19 protein-coding genes and 2 tRNA genes are annotated in these 20,819 nt (G+C 71.4%); 3 read left to right on the forward strand and 18 right to left on the reverse strand.

The window, feature by feature from the left end:
* Nucleotides 1-26: 26 nt before the first annotated feature.
* The 5 genes from OG580_RS11595 to OG580_RS11615 form a co-directional block, all read right to left on the reverse strand.
* A complete protein-coding gene (locus OG580_RS11595) occupies nucleotides 27-857 on the reverse strand; it encodes a ComEA family DNA-binding protein (protein ID WP_267043582.1) in 831 nt (276 codons plus the stop codon).
* A gap of 354 nt (nucleotides 858-1,211) precedes the next feature.
* On the reverse strand, nucleotides 1,212-2,057 hold the full coding sequence (locus OG580_RS11600) for a DegV family protein (RefSeq protein WP_267043583.1): 846 nt from the start codon (nucleotides 2,055-2,057) through the stop codon (nucleotides 1,212-1,214).
* Between the two features lie 105 nt (nucleotides 2,058-2,162).
* Nucleotides 2,163-2,906 carry a hypothetical protein gene (locus OG580_RS11605; RefSeq protein ID WP_267043584.1) on the reverse strand — a complete coding sequence of 248 codons (744 nt, stop codon included), beginning with the start codon at nucleotides 2,904-2,906 and terminating at the stop codon, nucleotides 2,163-2,165.
* A gap of 146 nt (nucleotides 2,907-3,052) precedes the next feature.
* Nucleotides 3,053-5,926 carry a leucine--tRNA ligase gene (gene leuS / locus OG580_RS11610; RefSeq protein ID WP_267043585.1) on the reverse strand — a complete coding sequence of 958 codons (2,874 nt, stop codon included), beginning with the start codon at nucleotides 5,924-5,926 and terminating at the stop codon, nucleotides 3,053-3,055.
* Between the two features lie 327 nt (nucleotides 5,927-6,253).
* A tRNA-Ala gene (locus OG580_RS11615) sits at nucleotides 6,254-6,326 on the reverse strand.
* 122 nt (nucleotides 6,327-6,448) lie between these two features.
* Between OG580_RS11615 and OG580_RS11620 the strand changes: the two genes are divergently transcribed.
* Complete coding sequence (locus OG580_RS11620; protein ID WP_267043586.1) at nucleotides 6,449-7,669, forward strand: glycosyltransferase 87 family protein; 1,221 nt, start codon at nucleotides 6,449-6,451, stop codon at nucleotides 7,667-7,669.
* On the opposite strand, the gene OG580_RS11625 is transcribed toward OG580_RS11620, so the two are convergent.
* Both OG580_RS11625 and OG580_RS11630 read right to left on the reverse strand, forming a co-directional pair.
* A complete protein-coding gene (locus OG580_RS11625; RefSeq protein ID WP_267043587.1) occupies nucleotides 7,648-7,881 on the reverse strand; it encodes a hypothetical protein in 234 nt (77 codons plus the stop codon). The two genes, OG580_RS11620 and OG580_RS11625, sit on opposite strands and share 22 nt — an antisense overlap.
* Nucleotides 7,882-8,017: 136 nt before the next feature.
* Nucleotides 8,018-9,451, reverse strand: a complete 1,434-nt coding sequence (locus tag OG580_RS11630; protein ID WP_267043588.1) for an MFS transporter — start codon at nucleotides 9,449-9,451, stop codon at nucleotides 8,018-8,020.
* Nucleotides 9,452-9,552: 101 nt separating this feature from the next.
* Here OG580_RS11630 and OG580_RS11635 point away from each other — a divergent pair, with 101 nt between their 5' ends.
* Nucleotides 9,553-10,473, forward strand: a complete 921-nt coding sequence (locus tag OG580_RS11635; RefSeq protein WP_267043589.1) for a helix-turn-helix transcriptional regulator — start codon at nucleotides 9,553-9,555, stop codon at nucleotides 10,471-10,473.
* On the opposite strand, the gene OG580_RS11640 is transcribed toward OG580_RS11635, so the two are convergent.
* The 6 genes from OG580_RS11640 to OG580_RS11665 form a co-directional block, all read right to left on the reverse strand.
* Nucleotides 10,455-10,527, reverse strand: a tRNA-Ala gene (locus OG580_RS11640). The two genes, OG580_RS11635 and OG580_RS11640, sit on opposite strands and share 19 nt — an antisense overlap.
* A gap of 95 nt (nucleotides 10,528-10,622) precedes the next feature.
* Nucleotides 10,623-11,276: a histidine phosphatase family protein gene (locus OG580_RS11645; protein ID WP_267047974.1), complete on the reverse strand. Its 654-nt coding sequence runs from the start codon at nucleotides 11,274-11,276 to the stop codon at nucleotides 10,623-10,625.
* Nucleotides 11,273-11,734 (reverse strand): ribosome silencing factor, encoded by a 462-nt coding sequence (gene rsfS / locus OG580_RS11650; RefSeq protein ID WP_267043590.1) that lies wholly within the window; start codon nucleotides 11,732-11,734, stop codon nucleotides 11,273-11,275. Before rsfS ends, OG580_RS11645 begins: the two co-directional genes overlap by 4 nt.
* 83 nt (nucleotides 11,735-11,817) lie before the next feature.
* A complete protein-coding gene (locus OG580_RS11655) occupies nucleotides 11,818-13,581 on the reverse strand; it encodes an LCP family protein (protein ID WP_267043591.1) in 1,764 nt (587 codons plus the stop codon).
* A 19-nt stretch (nucleotides 13,582-13,600) separates the two neighbouring features.
* A complete protein-coding gene (gene nadD, locus OG580_RS11660) occupies nucleotides 13,601-14,221 on the reverse strand; it encodes a nicotinate-nucleotide adenylyltransferase (protein ID WP_267043592.1) in 621 nt (206 codons plus the stop codon).
* Nucleotides 14,222-14,273: 52 nt separating this feature from the next.
* On the reverse strand, nucleotides 14,274-14,435 hold the full coding sequence (locus OG580_RS11665; protein WP_267043593.1) for a hypothetical protein: 162 nt from the start codon (nucleotides 14,433-14,435) through the stop codon (nucleotides 14,274-14,276).
* A 275-nt stretch (nucleotides 14,436-14,710) separates the two neighbouring features.
* On the opposite strand from OG580_RS11665, the gene OG580_RS11670 reads away from it, so the two are divergent.
* Nucleotides 14,711-15,829 carry a M48 family metallopeptidase gene (locus OG580_RS11670; protein WP_267043594.1) on the forward strand — a complete coding sequence of 373 codons (1,119 nt, stop codon included), beginning with the start codon at nucleotides 14,711-14,713 and terminating at the stop codon, nucleotides 15,827-15,829.
* On the opposite strand, the gene OG580_RS11675 is transcribed toward OG580_RS11670, so the two are convergent.
* From OG580_RS11675 to proB, 5 genes are all read right to left on the reverse strand, one after another.
* Nucleotides 15,814-16,893: a hypothetical protein gene (locus OG580_RS11675; protein ID WP_267043595.1), complete on the reverse strand. Its 1,080-nt coding sequence runs from the start codon at nucleotides 16,891-16,893 to the stop codon at nucleotides 15,814-15,816. The genes OG580_RS11670 and OG580_RS11675 overlap by 16 nt on opposite strands.
* 71 nt (nucleotides 16,894-16,964) lie before the next feature.
* A complete protein-coding gene (locus tag OG580_RS11680; RefSeq protein WP_267043596.1) occupies nucleotides 16,965-17,528 on the reverse strand; it encodes a hypothetical protein in 564 nt (187 codons plus the stop codon).
* 77 nt (nucleotides 17,529-17,605) lie between these two features.
* Nucleotides 17,606-18,889 (reverse strand): glutamate-5-semialdehyde dehydrogenase, encoded by a 1,284-nt coding sequence (locus OG580_RS11685; protein WP_267043597.1) that lies wholly within the window; start codon nucleotides 18,887-18,889, stop codon nucleotides 17,606-17,608.
* Between the two features lie 79 nt (nucleotides 18,890-18,968).
* On the reverse strand, nucleotides 18,969-19,472 hold the full coding sequence (locus OG580_RS11690; protein WP_267043598.1) for a hypothetical protein: 504 nt from the start codon (nucleotides 19,470-19,472) through the stop codon (nucleotides 18,969-18,971).
* A gap of 137 nt (nucleotides 19,473-19,609) precedes the next feature.
* A complete protein-coding gene (proB, locus tag OG580_RS11695) occupies nucleotides 19,610-20,713 on the reverse strand; it encodes a glutamate 5-kinase (protein ID WP_267047975.1) in 1,104 nt (367 codons plus the stop codon).
* Nucleotides 20,714-20,819 lie beyond the last annotated feature (106 nt).

The following is a 20,819-nucleotide window of genomic DNA, read 5'->3' on the forward strand; positions in this document are numbered from 1 at the left end:
CTCCTCGTCCGTCACCGCGCCCCGGTTCACGGCCGGACCAGCGGTTCGAGGTCGGCGAACCGTCGCTCGCCGATGCCGTTGACCTCCCTCAGCTCGTCCACCGCCCGGAAGCCACCGTGCTCCGTGCGATGGTCGACGATGTGCTGAGCCAGGACCGGACCGACGCCGGGCAGCGTGTCGAGCTGCTCCACGGTGGCCGCGTTGAGGCTCAACGGCGCCCCCGGCCCACCTGCCCCGGTCCCGGAGCCGCCGACCGGCACCCCCGGCAGCCCGACCAGGACCTGTTCACCGTCCATGAGGACGCGGGCCCGGTTGATCCCGGTGAGATCGGCTCCGGGCTTCGCCCCACCGGCGGCGCGCAGAGCGTCCGCCACCCGTGCACCCGCCGGCAGGGTCAACACCCCGGGCCTGCGCACCTTGCCGCCCACATCGACGACCACCTTCGTCCCACCCGCCACCGGACCGGCTCCCGGGGCCGTGCCGGGTGGGGGCACGGGGGCGGACGCCACAGCGGCGGCACGGACGATCTCGGGGGCACGCACCTGCTCCGACCGCCCCGTCCAGAAGTACCCGCCCGCGAGGCCCACGGCCACGAGCAGGACCACCGTCAGCGCGGCCAGCGCCCGCGGTTCGAGACCGCACCGCGTCTGCACCCACAGCGGAGTCCGCTCGCGCAGCACCGCCGCGAACCGCGCCGGCGCCCCGATCGAGGAATCCCGCACCGCTGCCTCGGGCCCCGCAGCGACCTCAGGCCCTGCCGACGGCACCGGCGGCACCACCGGCACCACCCCCGGGAACAGCGCGTCCCCCCGCTGCCGCACGACGGCGGCCCCGGGCGCCTCTGCGGCCCGGCGCACCCTGACCCGCCTCCCGGCCCGCCCAGGAGGCGAGCCGCGTCCCGCCGGGCGACTACGCCCGTCCGAGCCCGGCGCCCGGCCGGGTCCGCTCGTCGGAGCCCCGGGCCTGCCCGCGAGTCCGGTGGTGATCGCTGCGCTGTCTGTACGAAGAGCCATGCTCGTGACGGTAGAGATCACGACCGCCCCGTGCGGGACTCACCGAATTCCCGTGGACAGGCCTCCCGTTGTGGATAACTCCGTCACTCTCACGAGTGCGCCACGGGACGGCGCGGGCCAGGGCTGGGCGGAACGGCGAGGGCCGGGGCGAGGCGATTCAGGTCAGGTCGAGCCGAGTCGAGTCGAGTCGAGGCATGCTCAGCGCGGCGAGACGACGACCGCGAGGAGTCCGGGGCCCGTGTGGGCGCCGATGACCGCGCCCACCTCGCTGACCTGGAGTTCCTCGATGCCCGGGATCCGTTCCCTGAGCCGGTCCGCCAGCACGGCGGCCCGCTCCGGTGCGGAGAGGTGGTGCACGGCGATGTCGACGGCGCCGGAGCCGGCCCGCTCCACGGCGATCTCCTCCAGGCGGGCGATGGCCTTCGAGGCGGTCCGCACCTTCTCCCGTAGCTCGATCCTCCCGCCGTCGAGCTCGAGGAGCGGCTTCACCGCGAGCGCGGAGCCGAGCAGCGCCTGCGCCGCGCCGATGCGCCCGCCCCGGCGCAGGTAGTCGAGGGTGTCGACGTAGAAGTAGGCGGAGGTTCCCGCGACGCGCTTCTCGGCAGCCGCGACCACCTCGTCGAGCGAGCCGCCGGCCTCGGCGATCTCCGCGGCGGCCAGGGCGCAGAAGCCCAGCGCCATGCCGACCATGCGGGTGTCCACGACCCGCACCGGCACGGGGGCGTCCTTGGCCGCCAGGACGGCGGCGTCGTAGGTCCCGGAGACCTCGGCGGACAGATGGAGCGAGACGATGCCTCGCGCCCCCGCCTCCGCGGCCGCGCGGTAGGCGGCGGCGAAGGTCTCGGGGCTCGGCCGCGAGGTCGTGACGGGGCGCCGTTTCTGCAACGCCTCGGCGAGGGACCGAGCCGAGATCTCGGTGCCCTCCTCCAGAGCGCGGTCGCCGATGACGACGGTCAGCGGGACCGTGGTGATGGCGTGCCGCTCCATCGTCTGGCGTGGCAGGTAAGCCGTGGAATCGGTGACGATCGCGACATGCCGGGACATGAGCGGGAGGTTACCCGCCGGAGCCACGGCTCGGCAGCCCGGCCCCCCGACGGAGGCTCACCTACGCCCCTCGCGCCCCTCCCGACGCCCCGCGACGCCGTACCGTCAGGTGGTGGTCTCCGGGCGGGTCGACTTCTCCCACGGATAGGCGGTGCGCCGGGGATCACGTGCCGTGATCGCGGGCGGCTCGTCTCCGGCGCCCGGAGCGGTGGGCCCGACAGGGCTTCCCCATCCCTCCGCCGTGCCCGTCTCGGCCCGGCCGGAAGCGGCCCCCGGCGTCCCCGACCCCGCTGCCGTCTCCGGCGCGTCCCAGTGGCGCAGGGCGCCCGCCTCCACGTCGATCTGGGCGCTCAGCGAGGACAGGTCGTCCTCGGCGAACTTCAGGGCCCGGTCCCGGGCGGCCCGGCGCAGCGCGTCGGCCGAACCCGTGATCTGCTCCGTCCGCCGCGTGAGCTCGGTGAGCTGTCCGGACACCCATGCCCGGTCGGGCTCCCGCTCCAGCCGCTTGAGGTCCTCGTCGAGTTCGCGCCCGTGCGCGCTGAGCCGGTGGAACAGGTCGAGCGACTCCTTCAGCGAGGCGTCCTCGCCGACCCCCGCCTGCAGCGCCTCCTGCGTGGCCCGCATCGAGGTGCGCAGCGAGAGCCGGAGCCGGGCCAGCTCGCCGGCGACCCCGGCCTGGCCGAAGCTCTTGGCCCTCAGCGTGGTGTCCTCGACCGTGCGTCGTGCCTGGTCCAGAGTGCGGTCGACCCCGCGCTTGGCCGCCTTCGCCACCTTCACGGTGGTGTAGACGCCGAGCGCCACGAAGGCGAAGAAGAGCAGCGCCATGATCGTGATAATCGCGGCTTCCATGTCCGCCCCTCCGGCATCCGTCGAGTCCCCACGTATGTGGTTCCTCCACGGTAAACGGAACGGGCAGGCCAGGGGTTCCATCGGAACCCCCAACCTGCCCGTAGGGGAAAGCCCCCATACCTCCGTCAGACGTCAGACGTCAGCCGTCAGCCGGCGACGATGTTGACCAGCTTCGGCGCGCGGACGATCACCTTGCGGATCTCCGCGCCGCCCAGCGCGCCGACCACGTGCGGGTCGGCCAGCGCCAGCGTCTCCAGCTCCGCGTCGGTGATCGACGGGGAGACCTCCAGACGGGCCTTGACCTTGCCCTTGATCTGCACGACGCAGGTCACGGTCTCGTCGACGACGTACGCCGGGTCGGCGACCGGGAAGCCCTGGTGGACGACCGATTCGCTGTGACCCAGCCTGCGCCACAGCTCCTCGGCGATGTGCGGGGCCAGCGGGGCGACCAGCAGCACCAGCTGCTCGGCGACCTGCCGGGACAGCGCACCACCGGTCTTCGTCAGGTGGTTGTTCAGCTCGGTCACCTTGGCGATGGCCGTGTTGAAGCGCATGGACGCCATGTCCTGCGCGACACCGTCGATCGCCTTGTGCAGGGCGCGCAGCGTGTCCTCGTCGGCCGGCGCGTCGACGACGGTGACCTCACCGGTCGACTCGTCGACGATGTTGCGCCACAGGCGCTGCAGCAGTCGGTACTGGCCGACCACGGCACGGGTGTCCCAGGGACGCGAGACGTCCAGCGGGCCCATCGCCATCTCGTACAGGCGCAGGGTGTCGGCGCCGTACTCGGAGCAGATCTCGTCCGGCGTCACCGCGTTCTTCAGGGACTTGCCCATCTTGCCCAGGACGCGGCTGACCTTCTCGCCCTCGTACCAGAAGGCACCGTCCCGCTCCTCGACCTCGGCGGCCGGTACGGCGATCCCGCGCGCGTCCCGGTAGACGAAGGCCTGGATCATGCCCTGGTTGTACAGCTTGTGGAACGGCTCGGCCGAGGAGACGTACCCCAGGTCGAACAGCATCTTCGACCAGAAGCGCGCGTACAGCAGGTGCAGCACGGCGTGCTCGGCGCCGCCGACGTACAGGTCGACGCCACCGGTCGGCATGCCCTCGCGCGGGCCCATCCAGTACTGCTCGACGGCCGGGTCGACCAGCTTCTCGGCGTTGCGCGGGTCCAGGTAACGCAGCTCGTACCAGCAGGAGCCGGCCCAGTTGGGCATGGTGTTGGTCTCGCGGCGGTAGCTCCGCGGACCGGCGCCGTCGCCCAGGTCCAGGGTGACGTTGACCCAGTCCTCGTTGCGGGACAGCGGGGTCTCCGGCTGGGTGTCCGCGTCGTCCGGGTCGAACGTGCGCGGCGAGTAGTCCTCGACCTCGGGCAGTTCCAGCGGCAGCATCGACTCGGGCAGCGAGTGCGCGACGCCGTCCTCGTCGTAGACGATCGGGAAGGGCTCGCCCCAGTACCGCTGGCGGCTGAACAGCCAGTCGCGCAGCCGGAAGTTGACGGTGCCCTCGCCGATGCCGCGGTCGGCCAGCCAGGAGGTGATCTTCTCCTTGGCGTCGACGACACCCAGGCCGTCCAGCGAGATCTCGTCGTTGGCGGAGTTGATCAGCTTCGCCTCGTACGAGGCGAAGGCGTCGTCCCAGACCGACGGATCCGTGCCGCGGTCGTCCGACGGCTCCACGACGCAGCGCATCGGCAGCTCGAAGGCGCGCGCGAAGGCGAAGTCGCGGCCGTCGTGGGCGGGGACGGCCATGATGGCGCCGGTGCCGTAGCCCATCAGGACGTAGTCGGCGATGAAGACCGGGACCTGCTCGCCACTGACCGGGTTGGTCGCGTACGCGCCGGTGAAGACACCGGTCTTGTCCTTGGCCTCGGCCTGCCGCTCGACGTCGGACTTGGAAGCGGCCTGCTTGCGGTAGGCGTCGACGGCCTCGGACGGGATGGCGTGACCGCCGGTCCACACGTCGTGGGTGCCCTCGGGCCAGACCGCCGGGACGATCTTCTCGATCAGGTCGTGCTCCGGCGCCAGGACCATGTAGGTGGCGCCGAACAGCGTGTCCTGACGGGTGGTGAAGACGGTGATCGCACCGCTGTCGCCGACCTGGAAGTCGACCCGGGCGCCCTCGGAGCGACCGATCCAGTTGCGCTGCTGCAGCTTGATGGCCTCGGGCCAGTCCAGCGCGTCCAGGTCGTCCAGCAGGCGGTCCGCGTAGGCGGTGATCCGCATGTTCCACTGGCGCAGCTTGGACTTGAAGACGGGGAAGTTGCCGCGCTCGGAGCGGCCGTCGGCGGTGACCTCCTCGTTGGCCAGGACCGTGCCCAGGCCGGGACACCAGTTGACGGGCGCGTCGGAGGCGTACGCCAGGCGGTACTCGCTCAGGACGTCGGAACGCTCGGCGGCGCTCAGCTCGCTCCACGCGCGCGTGCCGGGGGCCTCACGCGTGCCGTTCTCGAACTGCGCGATCAGCTCGGCGATCGGACGGGCCTTACCGGCCTCGTCGTCGTACCAGGAGTTGAAGATCTGCAGGAAGATCCACTGCGTCCACTTGTAGTACTCCGGGTCGATCGTGGCGAACGACCGGCGCTTGTCGTGGCCCAGGCCCAGCCGGCGCAGCTGGACCTTCATGTTCTCCATGTTGGCCTCGGTGGACACGCGCGGGTGCGTGCCCGTCTGCACGGCGTACTGCTCGGCCGGCAGGCCGAAGGCGTCGAAGCCCAGGGTGTGCAGCACGTTGTGGCCGGTCATACGCGCGTGGCGGGCGTAGACGTCCGTGGCGATGTAGCCCAGCGGGTGGCCGACGTGGAGACCCGCGCCCGAGGGGTACGGGAACATGTCCATGATGAACTTCTTGGGCCGGGCGGCGACCTCGGGGTCGCCCGCCAGGTCACCGGAGGGGTTCGGCGCCTCGTACGTGCCCTCGGCGTCCCAGAAGTCCTGCCAGCGTGCCTCGATGTCGGCGGCCATGGCAGCCGTGTAGCGATGCGGGGCCGCCGTCTCGGCGGCCGTATTGATCTCGGTCATGGTCCTTGAAGCTCCATCGATCGTCTCTGCCCACTGCCCCGAACTGCCGCGAAATGAAAAAGCCCCTCGCACAGGAGGGGAAGCCGCGCCGACTCCGACGGGATGACGGTCATCGGGACGACCGTCATGCGCCGGTGCTGATCAGCGCGGCTCGGTAAGCAGGAGGCGTACGGCACGCATGGCGCCAGGGTACCGCAGGGCCCACGCGAGCCGCACCGGCGTTCCACGCGCGGGCACACGAAGAACACACCCGGGCACAGCGGGAACACGTGTGGGCGCACACGAAGAAGCGGGCCACCCGATCCGGGTGACCCGCTTCTTTTTCTGTGGAGCTAAGGAGAATTGAACTCCTGACCTCCTGCATGCCATGCAGGCGCTCTACCAACTGAGCTATAGCCCCTTGCTTTCCCGTCTCCGTTTCGGTTTCCCTCCCGGCGACAGACAGAACATTAACCGGCTCCCCGGCAGATCACCAAATCGATTCTCCGACCCCCTCCGACCTGCCCGGTAGGGTCGCCGACTGTGTCCGTTTCCGTGCTCTCCAAAACCCGCGCCCGGCCGTGGCCCCTTGCCACCGCCGCGGCGGTCTGCCTGCTCTCGTTCGCGGCCTTCTGGGTGGCGCAACGCCTCGCCCACGTGAACATGCTCGACGTGATGGTCTACCGGGCCGAGGGCGAGACGCTGCGGGCCGGCGGGGACCTCTACGCGATGCGCGCCACCTCGGCGAACCTCGCGATGACCTATCCGCCCTTCGCGGCCCTGCTGTTCGTCCCGCTGACCCTGGTCGGCGTCCCGCTGATGCGGACGCTCACCACCGCGGGGAACCTGCTCCTGGTGGTCGCCCTGGTCCAGCTGTCGCTCCAGCTCGTCCGCCCGTCGCTGTCCCGGACGAACCTGTGGCGTACGACACTGCTGGTCGCCGCGGCCGTGGTCTGGTGCGAGCCGGTGTGGACGACGCTGCGGTACGGCCAGATCAACCTGCTCATAGCGGTGGCGGTGCTCTGGGACCTCACCCGCCGCGAGGGGAGTCGCTGGGCCGGCCTGGGCATCGGTCTCGCGACCGCGGTGAAGCTCACACCGGGCCTCTTCGTGGTCCTTCTGCTCGCCGCGGGTCTGCTGCTGTGGCGCCGGGACCGTACGTGGAACCAGTGGCTGCGCATCGGGGTGACGGCGACCGGGGTGTTCCTGGCGACGACGCTGGCCGTGGCGCTGGCCCTGCCGGCGGACTCGAAGAAGTTCTGGACGGAGACCCTCTTCGCGACCGGCCGCGTCGGCTTCGCCGAGGAGACCGCCAACCAGTCCATCAGCGGTGTCCTGGCCCGCCTGATGCACACCGACTCCCCGGGCGTCTGGTGGCTGCTGACCGCTGCCGTCCTGGGCGGCGTGGCGATGGTCGTGTCCGTACGGGCCGCGTTGCGCGGCGACAAGGCGGTGGCCGTGGTCGTCTGCGCGTTCACGGCGCTGATGATCAGCCCGATCTCGTGGTCCCACCACTGGGTCTGGTGCGTACCGCTGCTGATCCTGCTCGCGGACCGCGCCACGCGCGCGTGGCCGGTGACGGCTGCGGTGGCCCTGGCCTTCACCTCGTTCGCGCTGTGGTGGGTGCCGCACGACCCGGGCCGTCCGGAACTGGACCAGAACGCGGGCCAGATGCTGCTCTCGGCGGTGTACCCGCTGACGGCGACGGCGCTGCTCGTGGGGTACGTGCTGACGCGGCGGCGTCAGGCTCTGGCGAAGGAGTAGAACCGCTTGAGGGTGCAGTGCTCGTCGAGGAGCCGGCCGTAGATCGGCTCACCCTCCAGCTCGCGGTACGTCTCGATCGGGTCGCCTTTTATGATCAGCGCCCGCGCGCACTCCTCGCACCAGTACTGGAACTCGGTGTTGACGGGGTCCATGTCGCGCACGATGGGCGTACCGCTGCCACACCAGTCGCACTTCCGCCTGTGTGCACCCATCAGTCAGCTCCAGCTGTGGCCGCAGGCCGTGCACCCATAGGACACCCTGCCGTTGTCGCCGAGCACTTGGGTCACCCTCCCGTCCGGATCCTCGTCCCCTCCGGCCGTCCGATTCTGCCATGGCCCCGCAAGGGGGTCAGCGCGCTCGGCGCGACGGCCCGGCCACGGCGCCCACGAGCGCCGCGGCGGCCAGGGCGAGGGTGGTCGCCCACAGCGCGTCGGCGGAGGCCTGCGCACCGGGACCCGTCAGCCGGCCCAGGAAGAGCGTGCCGAAGGCGGCGACGCCGACGAGCTGGCCGAGCTGGGTGACGGTGGCGAGCAGCCCTCCGGCGTCGGCCGCGTCCTCGGGCCGTACGGTGGCCAGCGCGCCGGTCAGGGCGGGGCTGAAGGCCAGCGCGATGCCCGCGCCCAGCCCGCACAGCGCCGGGTAGAGCCCCGGGCCGCCCGCGCCGCCTCCCCCGAGGGACAGGCCGAGGCCGAGCGCGGAGGCCGCCGTGAGCAGGAATCCGCCGGGGATCAGCGCGCGTTGCGTGCGGGCCGGCCAGCGCCTCCAGGTCAGTCCGACGACCCCGAAGACGACGGCGGCGGGACCGAAGGTGAGTCCGGCGCGCAGGGCGCTGTGACCCAGCCCTCCCTGCAGATGCAGGGTGAGGGTGAACAGGAAGCCCGCGTTGACTCCCATGGCCACGGCGATCCGGAGGACGGCCCGTCCCATACCGGGAACGCGCAGGACGCGCGGGGCGATGAGCGGCGCGCCGCCGCGCCGGGCTAGCCCCGACTCGTACGCGACGAACACGGCGAGGAGCAGCAGGGAGCCGCCGAGCGAGAGCCAGGCCCACAGCGGCCAGCCCTGCTCCTCCCCGAGGACCAGGGGGACGGTCAGCAGGGACACGGCCGCCGCGAGGAGCAGCAGCCCCGGCAGGTCCAGGGCGCGGGTCCGTCCGGGCCCTGTGCGGTCGTCGCGGGGCAGGGTCCGGGCGCCGAGGGCGAGCAGGGCGAGCCCGATCGGGACGTTGACCAGGAAGACCGGCCGCCATCCGGTGCCGAACAGGTCGGCGCTGACGAGGATGCCGCCGACCACCTGGCCCGCGGCGGCGCCGGTGGCCAGGACCGCGGAGTACGCGCCGAGCGCCCTGGCCCGGTTCTCGCCGGTGAAGTTCCGCTGGATGAGGCTGAGGACCTGCGGGATCATCAGGGCGGAGCCCGCGCCCTGGACCAGCCGGAAGGCGATCAACTGGCCGGTTCCTGAGGCGAGTCCGCAGGCGAGGGACGCCGTGGTGAAGAGGGCGAGGCCGCCGAGGTACGTCCGGCGGTGGCCGATCAGGTCGCCGAGCCGGGCCCCGGTGATCAGCAGCACCGCGTAGGAGACGGTGTATCCGGCGACGACGAGTTGGAGTGCGGCGCCGGACGCGGCGAGTTCGACGCGGATGGTGGGGGCGGCGACGTTGACGATGAAGACATCGAGCAGCGCCATGAACTGGGCGGCGAGCACCACACCGAGGAGCAGCCCGGGGCGATTGTCGGTGCCACCGTCTTTACTGAGTACGGGACGTGTTGTGGTCGAGGTCATGCGCCGAGCGTGACCTCGACCAGATACGGGTAACGAGAGCCCGCTGATGCTGGTACTGACACCACCTGGCAGCGGCGGCACGGGGACTCGACCATGGGGGTGTGACGACTTTGGCAGCTGTACCGACCCAGCCGCGCCGACGGCCGGAGCTGGCCGCGTTCCTGCGCAGCCGCAGGGCACGGGTGACGCCGGAGGACGTGGGCATGCCGCCGGGGTTCCGCCGCCGCACGCCGGGACTGCGCCGCGAGGAGGTCGCCCAGCTCTCCGGCGTCGGTGTGACCTGGTACACGTGGTTGGAGCAGGGCCGCCCGATCAACGCCTCGGCGCAGGTGCTCGACGCCGTCGCCCGCACGCTCCGGCTCGACCGGCCCGAGCGCGAGCACCTCTACCACCTCGCCGAAGTGCCGTACGCCCCGGAGCGGGCCGCCCCGGGCGTCGAGGCCGTCAGCCCGGAGATCCAGGGAATCCTCGACGCCCTCGATCCGCACCCGGCCGTGCTCTACAACACGCGGTACGACGTGCTCGCGACCAACACCACCTACGAGCGGCTCTTCCTGTGGGACGGAAACGGCCTGGACACGGGCCCGTTCGGCATACGGAACGTGCTGTGGGCGCTCTTCACCGCGTCGGAGGCGTCCTGCCCCCTGGCCGACCGGGAGCAGGAGCTGCCGCTGATGGTGGCGCAGCTGCGGGGCGCGTACGGCCGCCATGTGGGCGAGCCGGCCTGGGAGGCGTTCGTGCGGCGCCTCGCGGAGGCCAGTCCGGATTTCGCCCGGCTCTGGCGGAGCGGCGACGTCGTCCCGCCGGGGACCCGGGTGAAGACCTTCCGTCACGACGCGGTCGGCGTGATCCGGATGACCTCTGTCTCCCTCTCCGTCAACGGGATGCCGGAGTGCCGGATCGTGACCTACACGCCGAACGACGCGGAGAGCCGCCACGCGATCCGGACGCTGGGCGGAAACGACGAATCCCGCCCCCTGATGGGGACGGGATCCGGTGACTGTGGAGCTAAGGAGAATTGAACTCCTGACCTCCTGCATGCCATGCAGGCGCTCTACCAACTGAGCTATAGCCCCTCGTGTTCTTCGCGCTCTGCGCTGCGAACAAGAAGAACTTTAGCCTGTGACCTGCCGGAAAGTGAAATCCGGGTCCGGCAGGCCGCTCACGTGCCTCAGTCGTCGTCGCCGAGGACCGGCTCGGGCAGCGTGCCGGCGTTGTGCTCCATCAGGCGCCAGCCACGGGCGCCCTCACCGAGGACGGACCAGCAGCAGTTGGAGAGCCCACCGAGGCTCTCCCAGTGCTGGGCCTCCAGGCCCAGGAGCCGGCCGATCGTGGTGCGGATCGTGCCGCCGTGGCTCACGATGACGAGCGTGCCGTCCTCGGGGAGCTTGTCGGTGTGCTCAAGGACCACCGGAGCGGCCCGGTCGGCCACCTCGGTCTCCAGTTCGCCGCCGCCCCGGCGCACGGGCTCGCCGCGCTTCCAGGCGGCGTACTGCTCTCCGTACCGCGCCACGATCTCGTCGTGGGTCAGCCCCTGCCACTCCCCCGCGTACGTCTCGCGCAGCGCGGAGTCGTGGTCGACGGTGTGACCGGTGAGCGCGGCGAGCTCGGCGGCGGTGGCCGCCGCCCGCTTCAGATCGGAGGACACGATGGCGTCCGGCTTCAGCGCGGCGAGCAGCCGGGCGGACCGGCGCGCCTGGGCGACGCCGGCCTCCGTCAGCTCGATGTCCGTCGACCCCTGGAACCGGCGCTCCAGGTTCCAGGAGGTCTGGCCGTGTCGCCAGAGGACGATGCGGCGGCCGCTGCCGCCCTTGGTGGTGCTCAGCTCAGCTCACCGTCCGCTCCCTCGGGAAGGCCGGAGCCCTCGAGGTCCACGCCGGTCAGGGCGGCGTGCTCGGCCGCCTTGCCGCGGGTCTTCAGGGCCTCCTCGGGCAGCGGAAGCTCGGGGCAGTCCTTCCAGAGCCGCTCGAGGGCGTAGAAGACCCGCTCCTCGCTGTGCTGGACGTGGACGACGATGTCGACGTAGTCCAGGAGGATCCAGCGGGCGTCGCGGTCGCCCTCGCGGCGGACCGGCTTGGCGCCGAGGTCCTTGTTCAGCCGCTCCTCGATCTCGTCGACGATCGACTTGACCTGGCGGTCGTTGGGCGCGGAGGCGAGCAGGAATGCGTCGGTGATCGACAGCACGTCGCTGACGTCGTACGCGATGATGTCGTGAGCGAGTCGGTCGGCGGCCGCCAGAGCGGCGGCGTTGACGAGCTCGATGGAGCGATCCGTAGCGGTCACAAGCAGGCTTTCGTCGACGGTCCAGTACCCCTCCAGGGTCTCACGGACCGCCGACGCACCCGCCAACGTTTACCGGGGGGCCTTCAGCGGGCCCCCGGAACCTTGTAGTCCCGGCCCAGGACGACGGTGACCGCGGCCGCTCCCGAGGGCTTGCCCTTGAGGATCGAGCCGGCCGGCAGCCCCAGGGTCTTGGCCACCTCGACGGCCGTCACCTTCTGGGCGTCGTCACCATAGATGACCTGCGACTTCGCCCGGGTTTCCGTCTCGGCGCCACCGACGAAGACATAGCCGCCGTTGATCAGGACGACCCGGGCCGCCTCGGTCGCGTCCTTGCCGGATCCGTCCCGGACGGAGACGCGGGGCACCTCGCCGGCCTCGGGTGCGGTGACCTTGCCGCCGAGGATGTCCTTGACCACGCTGTCGCTCGCGCCCTCGGTCAGCGTGCCGTCCTGCCCGACGGGGAGCAGGGCGGTCTTGTAGGCGCCGATCTTGGCGTGCTCGGCGAGCTTGGCGAGGGAGGCACCGAGGTCCTTCTCGGGCAGCGAGGGGTCGAGGATCTGGGCCAGGTACTCGATGGTGGCCGTGGCGACCTGGGGGTCGTCGGAGAACTTCCGCAGGACTCCGTACATGACCTGGCCGAAGCGCTGGAGCTGCTTGGCCTCGGCCTCGCCGGGCGCCCGGTAGGTCGCGTAGGCGACGGCCGCGCGGCCGTTCAGGTCCTGCTTCTCGCCCTTCACGACGAGCGGCTCGGCACCCTTCTTCGGGTCCGGCACGGTCGTGTCGGTGTCGACCTCGATGCCGCTGACGCGCTCGACGAGGTTCTCCAGGTACGGCGTGTCCAGCCGCCAGGTGCCGGTGATCTTGGCGCCGAGGAGGTTGCCGATCGCCTCCCGGGTCCCGCTGGAGCCGTCGTCCTCGACCGACTTGGCGAGGGTGGTCGCGGATCCCTCGGCATCGGCGACGGCGACGGAGTTGGGGAGCAGGACGGTGGTGCCCTGCTTGGTGGTCGTGTTGTCCACGAGCAGGGCGGTGGAGGTCCCGCCGCCCTTGGTGTCGTGGAGGTGGACGACGATCGTGTCGCGCTTCTGCGGGCCGGTCGCGGTGTTCTGCTTCTGCTCCGGTTCGGAGGTGCCGGGGAGCATCCCGGCGTACCAGAAGTAGCCGACGCCGCCCACGACGGCGAGCACGAGGACGACCACGAGTGCGACGACCCGGTTGCGCCCGCGCCGCCTGGCCTCCTCGCGCCGCTCCGAGCGGCTCTCGGTGAACTTCAGCCAGTCGATGACGTCCTCGGAGTCCTCGTCGGGCTCCTCTATGAACGAGAACTGCTCGGTGCGGTACGCCCGGTCGTCCTCGCCCTGCCGCGCCGGGCCGGACCGCTCGGACGCGGGACGCTGACCGGGGACCCCGGCCGAAGCGGGGGCCGCGGGTGCGGCCGGAGCCGCCGGCGGGGCCTGCACGGCCTGCATGGCCTGCGTCGCCTGCACGGGAGCGGGCTCGGCCTGGGGGGCCCACTGCTGCTCGGTTCCCGCCGTCCCGGCGCCCGTGTCGTACGAGGGGTAGGCGTAGCCCTGCTGCCCGTACGGGTCGTACTGCGGCTGCTGAGCGGGCTGGACGGGCTGCTGGGCGGGCTGCTGCTGGGCGTAGGGGTCGTAGCCGTACGCCTGCTGCTGCGGCGCCTGCTGCCCGCCGCCGTACGGGTCGTAGGAGTCGTACTGCGGCTGGGCGGGCTGCTGTGGCGCCTGCGGCTGCTGGTACACCGGCTGCCCGTACTCGTCGTAGCCGACGAGCTGCGGCTGCGGATGGTACGGGTCGTACGGGTCGTACGGATGCTGTTGATCGTTCACCGGTGGCCCTCCCCGAAGCTCACTCGCCGCGGTACAACTGGCGCTTGTCGATGTAGCGCACGACGCCGTCCGGGACGAGGTACCAGACGGGATCGCCCTGCGCGACGCGCGCCCGGCAGTCCGTGGACGAGATCGCGAGCGCGGGGACCTCGACCAGCGAGACCCCGCCCTCGGGCAGTCCGTCGTCGGTGAGGTCGTGGCCCGGCCGGGTGACGCCGATGAAGTGCGCGAGCGAGAAGAGTTCCTCGGCGTCGCGCCAGGTGAGGATCTGCGACAGCGCGTCGGCCCCGGTGATGAAGAAGAGGTCCGAGTCGCTGTTGAGAGAGCGCAGGTCCCTCAGGGTGTCGATCGTGTAGGTCGCGCCGGGTCGGTCGATGTCGATCCTGCTGACCGAGAACTGCGGGTTGGACGCGGTGGCGATGACCGTCATCAGGTACCGGTCCTCGGCCGCGGACACGGCCTTGTGACCCTTCTGCCACGGCTGCCCGGTCGGCACGAACACCACCTCGTCGAGGTGGAACAGGGCGGCCACCTCGCTGGCGGCCACCAGGTGACCGTGGTGGATCGGGTCGAACGTTCCACCCATCACACCGAGTCGGCGTTTGCCGCGGCCGCCGGTAGACACTTCCTGCTCTCCCATGCGTGCAGAGCCTACTGGCACCGCGGCGGACGCCGGATCGGCGGTCGGCGGATCAGCGGTCGCGGTTGAAGCGCGTGGTGATCCACAGCAGCAGAAGCAGCACACCGAAGGCGCCGATTCCGGTGAGGTAGGGGTTGAGGCTGTCGTGGTTGCCGCCGTGTTCGGCGCCCTCGGCGAGCGAGACCAGGTTGGCGGCGGTGCTGTGGAGGCTCATCGTCAGCAGGACCTATCGATCGGGAATGGGAGCGGAGACTTCGCGCACATCGTATGCGGGCGGTCCGGACACTCTCACGCCGACTCAGGCGTTGGCGTCGTCGTCGGTGTCGGTACCGGTGTCGCCGGTGTCGCCGGTGTCCGGCATGCCGGTCGTGCTCCTCGGTGGTTCACGATGCCGGAGTTATCCACAGGCTCCGGCGCACGGTGGCGCCACCACCTACGCTGGGGTCCGTCAGGGGGACGAGCACCGACTCGTACGAACAGGGGGCATCCATGACCGAGAACCACCAGGGGAACGTGCCGAGCAGGCAGCGAAAGCGGTTCCCCGGAATCTCCTCGCGAGCCTACGAACACCCGGCCGACCGCTCGGCGCTGGTGGCGCTGCGGAAGCTCAGTGGTTTCGACACGGCCTTCAAGGCACTCAGCGGACTGCTCCCCGAGCGCAGCATGAGACTGCTCTACCTCTCGGACTCCGTCCGGGTGAGCGACGCGCAGTTCAGCCGGCTCAACGACATGTTGCGGGACGCCTGTTACATCCTGGACCTGGAGAAGGTCCCGGCGATGTACGTGACGCAGGACCCCAAGCCCAACGCGATGTGCATCGGCATGGACGAGCCGATCATCGTCGTCACCACCAGCCTGGTGGAGCTGCTCGACGAGGAGGAGATGCGGGCGGTCATCGGCCACGAGGTGGGCCACGCGCTCTCCGGCCACTCCGTCTACCGCACGATCCTCCTGTTCCTCACCAACCTGGCGCTGAAGATCGCCTGGATTCCGCTGGGTACGGTGGCGATCACGGCCATCGTGACGGCCCTGCGCGAGTGGTTCCGCAAGTCGGAGCTCTCCGCCGACCGGGCCGGGCTCCTCGTCGGGCAGGACGTGCAGGCCTCGATGCGCGGTCTGATGAAGATCGCCGGCGGCGATCACCTCCACGAGATGAACGTGGACGCGTTCCTCGCCCAGGCCGACGAGTACGAGAAGGCCGGCGACCTGCGGGACTCGGTGCTGAAGATCCTCAACGTGCTGCCGCGCTCGCACCCCTTCACCACCGTCCGCGCCGCCGAGCTGAAGAAGTGGTCGGAGAGCCGCGACCACCAGCGGATCATGGACGGGCACTACCCCCGGCGTACGGAGGACCAGGACACCTCGGTCACGGACTCCTTCCGCGAGTCGGCAGGGCACTACGCCGAGACGGTGCGGACCAGCAAGGATCCGCTGATGAAGCTGGTCGGGGACATAGCCGGTGGCGCCGGTGACCTCGCGGGCGACCTGGGCGGACGGCTGCGCAACCGCTTCGGCGGCGGCCCGGGCACCGGCGGGACCGCCACCGCTCAGGACACCAAGGAGAAGGCCGCCGACGACGAGACCGGGGACGGTCAGAGCGAAGGCTGAGCGCTCGGCGCCAGCGCTCCGCAGAGGGACGGGGCGGCGGGCCTGCTCGTGGCGTACGGGTCGGTGACCGCCGGTCCGCCCGCCTCAGGCGCCCGCTCTCCCGCCAGCAGGGGCTTCAGGATGCCGTGGGAGCCGCCGCACGCCTGCGGACCGGCCTCCACCGTGCTGGTCAACAGCTCGGCCCGGTGCATACGCAGGTCGTCGCGGTCGAAGCGGAAGTGCACCACACGGTGGACGGTGAAGAGCGAGGCGGCGGCGACCGGTCCCGCGCCCCCGGTCGCCGGGCGCAGGGCGTAGGTGAAGGTGTGGTCGGCGGTGACGTCCAGCGTGTCGGGGCCGGACTCCGCGAAGCGGAGCGTGCCCTGTACGCGGACGGAGGGGTCAGCGAGCGCGGCCTGGCGCGGGTCGAAGCGGACGAGCCAGCCGGCGAGGGCGTGCCGTCCGTCGTCGGCCGGTGACTCGACGCTCCGGTCGAACTGTTCCAGCTGGTCCGGGTCGATGAGCAGCCGGGCGGGCCGGACGCTCTCTCCGGAGAGGATGCCGGGCTCCAGCGAGGAGGCCACGAGGTAGTCCTTGGCGATGCTGAGTGCGGTGACGACCTGGCTCTCGGCGAAGTGGGAGGTGCGTCCTACGACGGGAAGGTTGATCCCGGCGGCTCCGGTGCGGTACTCGGCGACCGGGCTGTTGGCGAAGAGCTGCTCCGGCTGACCGCCCGGGACGGGGCCCTGCGGGGCGAGCGGCACCACGGTGGTCCGCAGCGGCTCGGCCCGCTGGTCGACGGGCGGCTGGTACGGGTTGCGGACGCCCAGGTAGATGGCGGTGCCGAAGGCGAGGAGGATCAGCAGGACCAGCATGACGGCCTGGCGGGAGCCGGTTCTGCCCTCGTGGGTGGAGCGGGACCGGACGGCCTGCGCGTACTCCCCCATCCGTTCCTGGGCGGAGAACTCCTGGAGGCGGGCAGCACGGACGAACGCCTCGTCGAAGACGACGGATCGGTATTCGTCCTCACCACCGCCGGGGAGACCCTCGGGTGTCCCCTCAGGCGGGTCGCCACGCCCTGCCATACCTTCAGGGTAGGTCGGCGGGGGCCTCGGTAAACGCCCAGGTACACGACAACTTCGGAAGAGTTCCGCCGTCAGGGTGTACGGGGGGCGGCGGAGACCGGGGAACCATGGGCCGCGGGCGGGGCCGGGTTCGGGTTCGGGATGTCCACGCCGGTGGTGGCCGGCGGCGGGATCTGGTCGTCGCTGTTGGCTGCGGCGCCCCGGTAGACGGCGCTGAAAGCGAGGGCGACCATGCCGATGCCCATCACGAGGGCCAGGATCCAGGCGACGGGCCGGTGCCAGCGGGCGCGGCCCCGGTAGGGGCGCAGGGCGCCGCCGTGGCGGCCGTAGGGGCTGGCGTCGTCCCCGACGTCGTCGGGTTCGTAGGTGTGGCCTACGGGGTCGTAGCCGTCCTCGTACGAGTCGTCGTCCCCGGATCCGATGGCGGCGCGGGCCCGGGCGGACTCGGCCTCGGCGCGGGCCTGGGCGGCGGCGAGGAGTCGCTCGACGGCGGTCGGCTCGTGGACCCGCGCGGCCCGCACGAAGGCCTCGTCGAAGACCACGGTGGCGTAGTCCTCGTCGGCGCCTCCGCGGTCGACAGAGTCCTCAGGGTCCTCACCGTCCGGGAACGGCCTGCCCCCCACGTCGTCCGGCACGGATTCAGAGTAGACCCGGGAGGGGGTTTTGGGCAGGGAGCGTGCGAAGCCTCCCTGCCCGTACCGAAAGGAGAGGGTTATCGAACGTGACCGTCGCCGGTGACGATGTACTTGGTCGAGGTCAGCTCGGAAAGGCCCATGGGGCCCCGGGCGTGGAGCTTCTGGGTGGAGATGCCGATCTCGGCGCCGAAACCGAACTGCGAGCCGTCCGTGAACCGTGTGGAGGCGTTCACGGCCACCGTGGTGGAGTCGACCAGCTGGGTGAAACGGCGCGCCGCGACCTGTGAGGTGGTGACGATCGCCTCGGTGTGACCGGACGACCACGTGCGGATGTGCTCCACGGCCTTGTCGAGGGAGTCGACGACGGCGGCGGCGATGTCGTACGACAGGTACTCGGTCTCCCAGTCCTCGGGCGTGGCCGGGACGACGGTGGCCTTGGTGGCCGGGGCGTGGGCGAGGACGCGTTCGTCGGCGTGGACGGTGACGCCGGCCTCGGCGAGGGCGTCGAGAGCCTTGGGCAGGAAGGCCTCGGCGATGTCCTGGTGGACGAGGAGGGTCTCGGCGGCGTTGCAGACGCTGGGCCGCTGGGCCTTGGAGTTGATCAGGATGTCGACGGCCATGTCGAGGTCGGCGTGGGCGTCGACGTAGACGTGGCAGTTGCCGGTGCCGGTCTCGATGACCGGGACGGTGGACTCCTCGACGACGGTGCGGATCAGGGAGGCGCCGCCGCGCGGGATGAGGACGTCGACGAGACCGCGGGCGCGCATCAGCTCGCGGACCGACTCGCGGGACTCGCCGGGGACGAGCTGGACGGCGTCTGCGGGCAGGCCGGCGCCGCCGACGGCGTCGCGCAGGACCTTCACCAGGGCGGTGTTGGAGGCGTACGCGGAGGAGGAGCCGCGGAGCAGGACGGCGTTGCCGGACTTGAGGCAGAGGGCGGCGGCGTCGACGGTGACGTTGGGGCGGGCCTCGTAGATGATGCCGACGACGCCGAGCGGGACGCGGACCTGGCGGAGGTCGATGCCGTTGGGGAGGGTCGAGCCGCGGACGATCTCGCCGACGGGGTCGGGCAGCGCGGCGACGTGCCGGACGTCGGCGGCGATGGCCCGGACGCGCTCAGGGGTGAGGGTGAGACGGTCGACGATGCCCTCGTCGGTGCCGGCCGCGCGGGCCTTGGCGATGTCCTCCGCGTTGGCCTCGACGATCTCGGCGGTACGCACTTCGAGGGCGTCCGCGATCGCCAGCAGGGCGTCGTCCTTGGCCGCTCGCGGGAGTGGCGCGATTTCGGCGGCGGCGCCACGGGCCCGGTAGGCGGCCCGGATGACCGGGGAAAGGTTGTCGAGGGGCGTGAGCGAGGTCATGCCCGCAGGGTACTGGCAGCCCTGCGGACATCTCTCGCGTATCCCGCACTGCGAGACGTCCCCGGACGGAAGGATCCGGTCAGTAGGGGTGGACGCCGACCGGCGCGGCCGGTGGCGGGCCGTAGCCCTCCGCGATCCGCTGGTGGTAGGTCTCGCGGTCGATGACCTCGAGACCGACGATCTCCCAGGGCGGAAGCTTCGCGGTCTGGCGGTGCTCGCCCCAGAGGCGCAGGGCGACGGCCGCCGCGTCGTGGAGGTCGCGGGCCTCCTCCCAGTACCGGATCTCGGCGTGGTCGTTGGCATAGCGGCTGGTCAGCAGGAAGGGGTGGTCGTGGGCCAGTTGTTCGAGCCCGCGCCGCACCTCCTTCAGCGGTGACTCCACGCCGGACACGCTGAGGGTGATGTGCCAGAGTTTGGACAGAGGCTGCTCCTCGGCGCGCGCCTCTCGTGTCTCGGTGGTGGTCTCGGTCTTCCTGTCCGTGGACCTGTCCCGTGCCTCGTCGAAGTCGGCTCCGGCCTCGACACTGGTCAGGGCGCGTTCGGCAGTCCCGCGGGGCGGTGCCCCTGGGCGCGCTCGTCTCACCGGCGGCCTCCTGTGTGATGCGTGTGGTGCTGTACCCCGCCTTGCTCTTACCCCCGAGACAAAGTTGACCAGCCCGAGGCGGCAGATGGGGCGGTTTTGGTAAACGTCCCTTCCGGATGGCCTGACTTTCAGCCGTTTCAGCGGATGACCACCAGGTCGTCGCGGTGGACGATCTCGCGCTCGTACTCAGGGCCGAGCTCCCGGGCGAGCTCGGGGGTGGAGCGGCCGAGCATCCGGGGGAGCTCCTTGGCGTCGAAGTTGACGAGGCCGCGGGCGACGGCCCGGCCCGCCGTGTCGCGCAGTTCGACGGGGTCACCGGCGACGAAGTCCCCCTCGACGCCCGCGACACCTGCCGCGAGCAGGGACTTCTTGCCTTCGACGACGGCGCGTACGGCACCGTCGTCCAGGGTCAGGGAGCCCTGCGGGGTGGAGGCGTGGGCGAGCCAGAGGAGCCGGTCGGCGGAGCGGCGGCCCGTGGGGTGGAAGTACGTGCCGGTGTCACGGCCGGCGAGGGCGTCGGCGGCGCGGCTCGCGGAGGTGAGGACCACCGGGGTGCCGGCGGCGGCGGCGATCCGGGCCGCCTCGACCTTGGTGACCATGCCGCCGGTGCCGACGCCCGCCTTGCCCGCCGCGCCGATCTCGACGTGGGCGATGTCCTGGGGGCCGGTGACCTGCGCGATCCTCGACGTGCCGGGCTTGGACGGGTCGCCGTCGTAGAGCCCGTCGACGTCGGAGAGCAGGACCAGCAGGTCGGCCCGGACGAGGTGGGCGACGAGGGCCGCGAGCCGGTCGTTGTCGCCGAAGCGGATCTCGTCCGTGGCAACGGTGTCGTTCTCGTTGACGACGGGCAGCGCGCCCATGGCGAGGAGCTGGTCGAGCGTCCGGTAGGCGTTGCGGTAGTGGGCGCGGCGGCTGGTGTCGTCGGTGGTGAGGAGGACCTGGCCGACGCGGACGCCGTAGCGGGCGAAGGAGGCGGTGTAGCGGGCGACGAGGAGGCCCTGGCCGACGCTGGCCGCGGCCTGCTGGCGGGCGAGGTCCTTGGGGCGGCGGGTGAGGCCGAGCGGTGCGAGACCCGCGGCGATGGCACCGGAGGAGACGAGGACGATCTCCTTCTCGCCGCCACTGCGGACCTTGGCGAGGACGTCCACGAGGGCGTCGACGCGGTCGGCGTCGAGACCTCCGGAGGCGGTGGTGAGCGAGGAGGAGCCGACCTTGACGACGATCCTGCGGGCCTCCGTCACGTACTGCCTTGCCACGTCCGTCTGTCCCGTCACCTGCGTCGTCACCTGCGTCGTCCTCACTCGGCTGTCCCGCTCGCGCCCCGGGTGACCCGCCGCGGCTGCCAGG

Source organism: Streptomyces sp. NBC_00094, from assembly GCF_026343125.1.
Classification (GTDB): Bacteria; Actinomycetota; Actinomycetes; order Streptomycetales; family Streptomycetaceae; genus Streptomyces.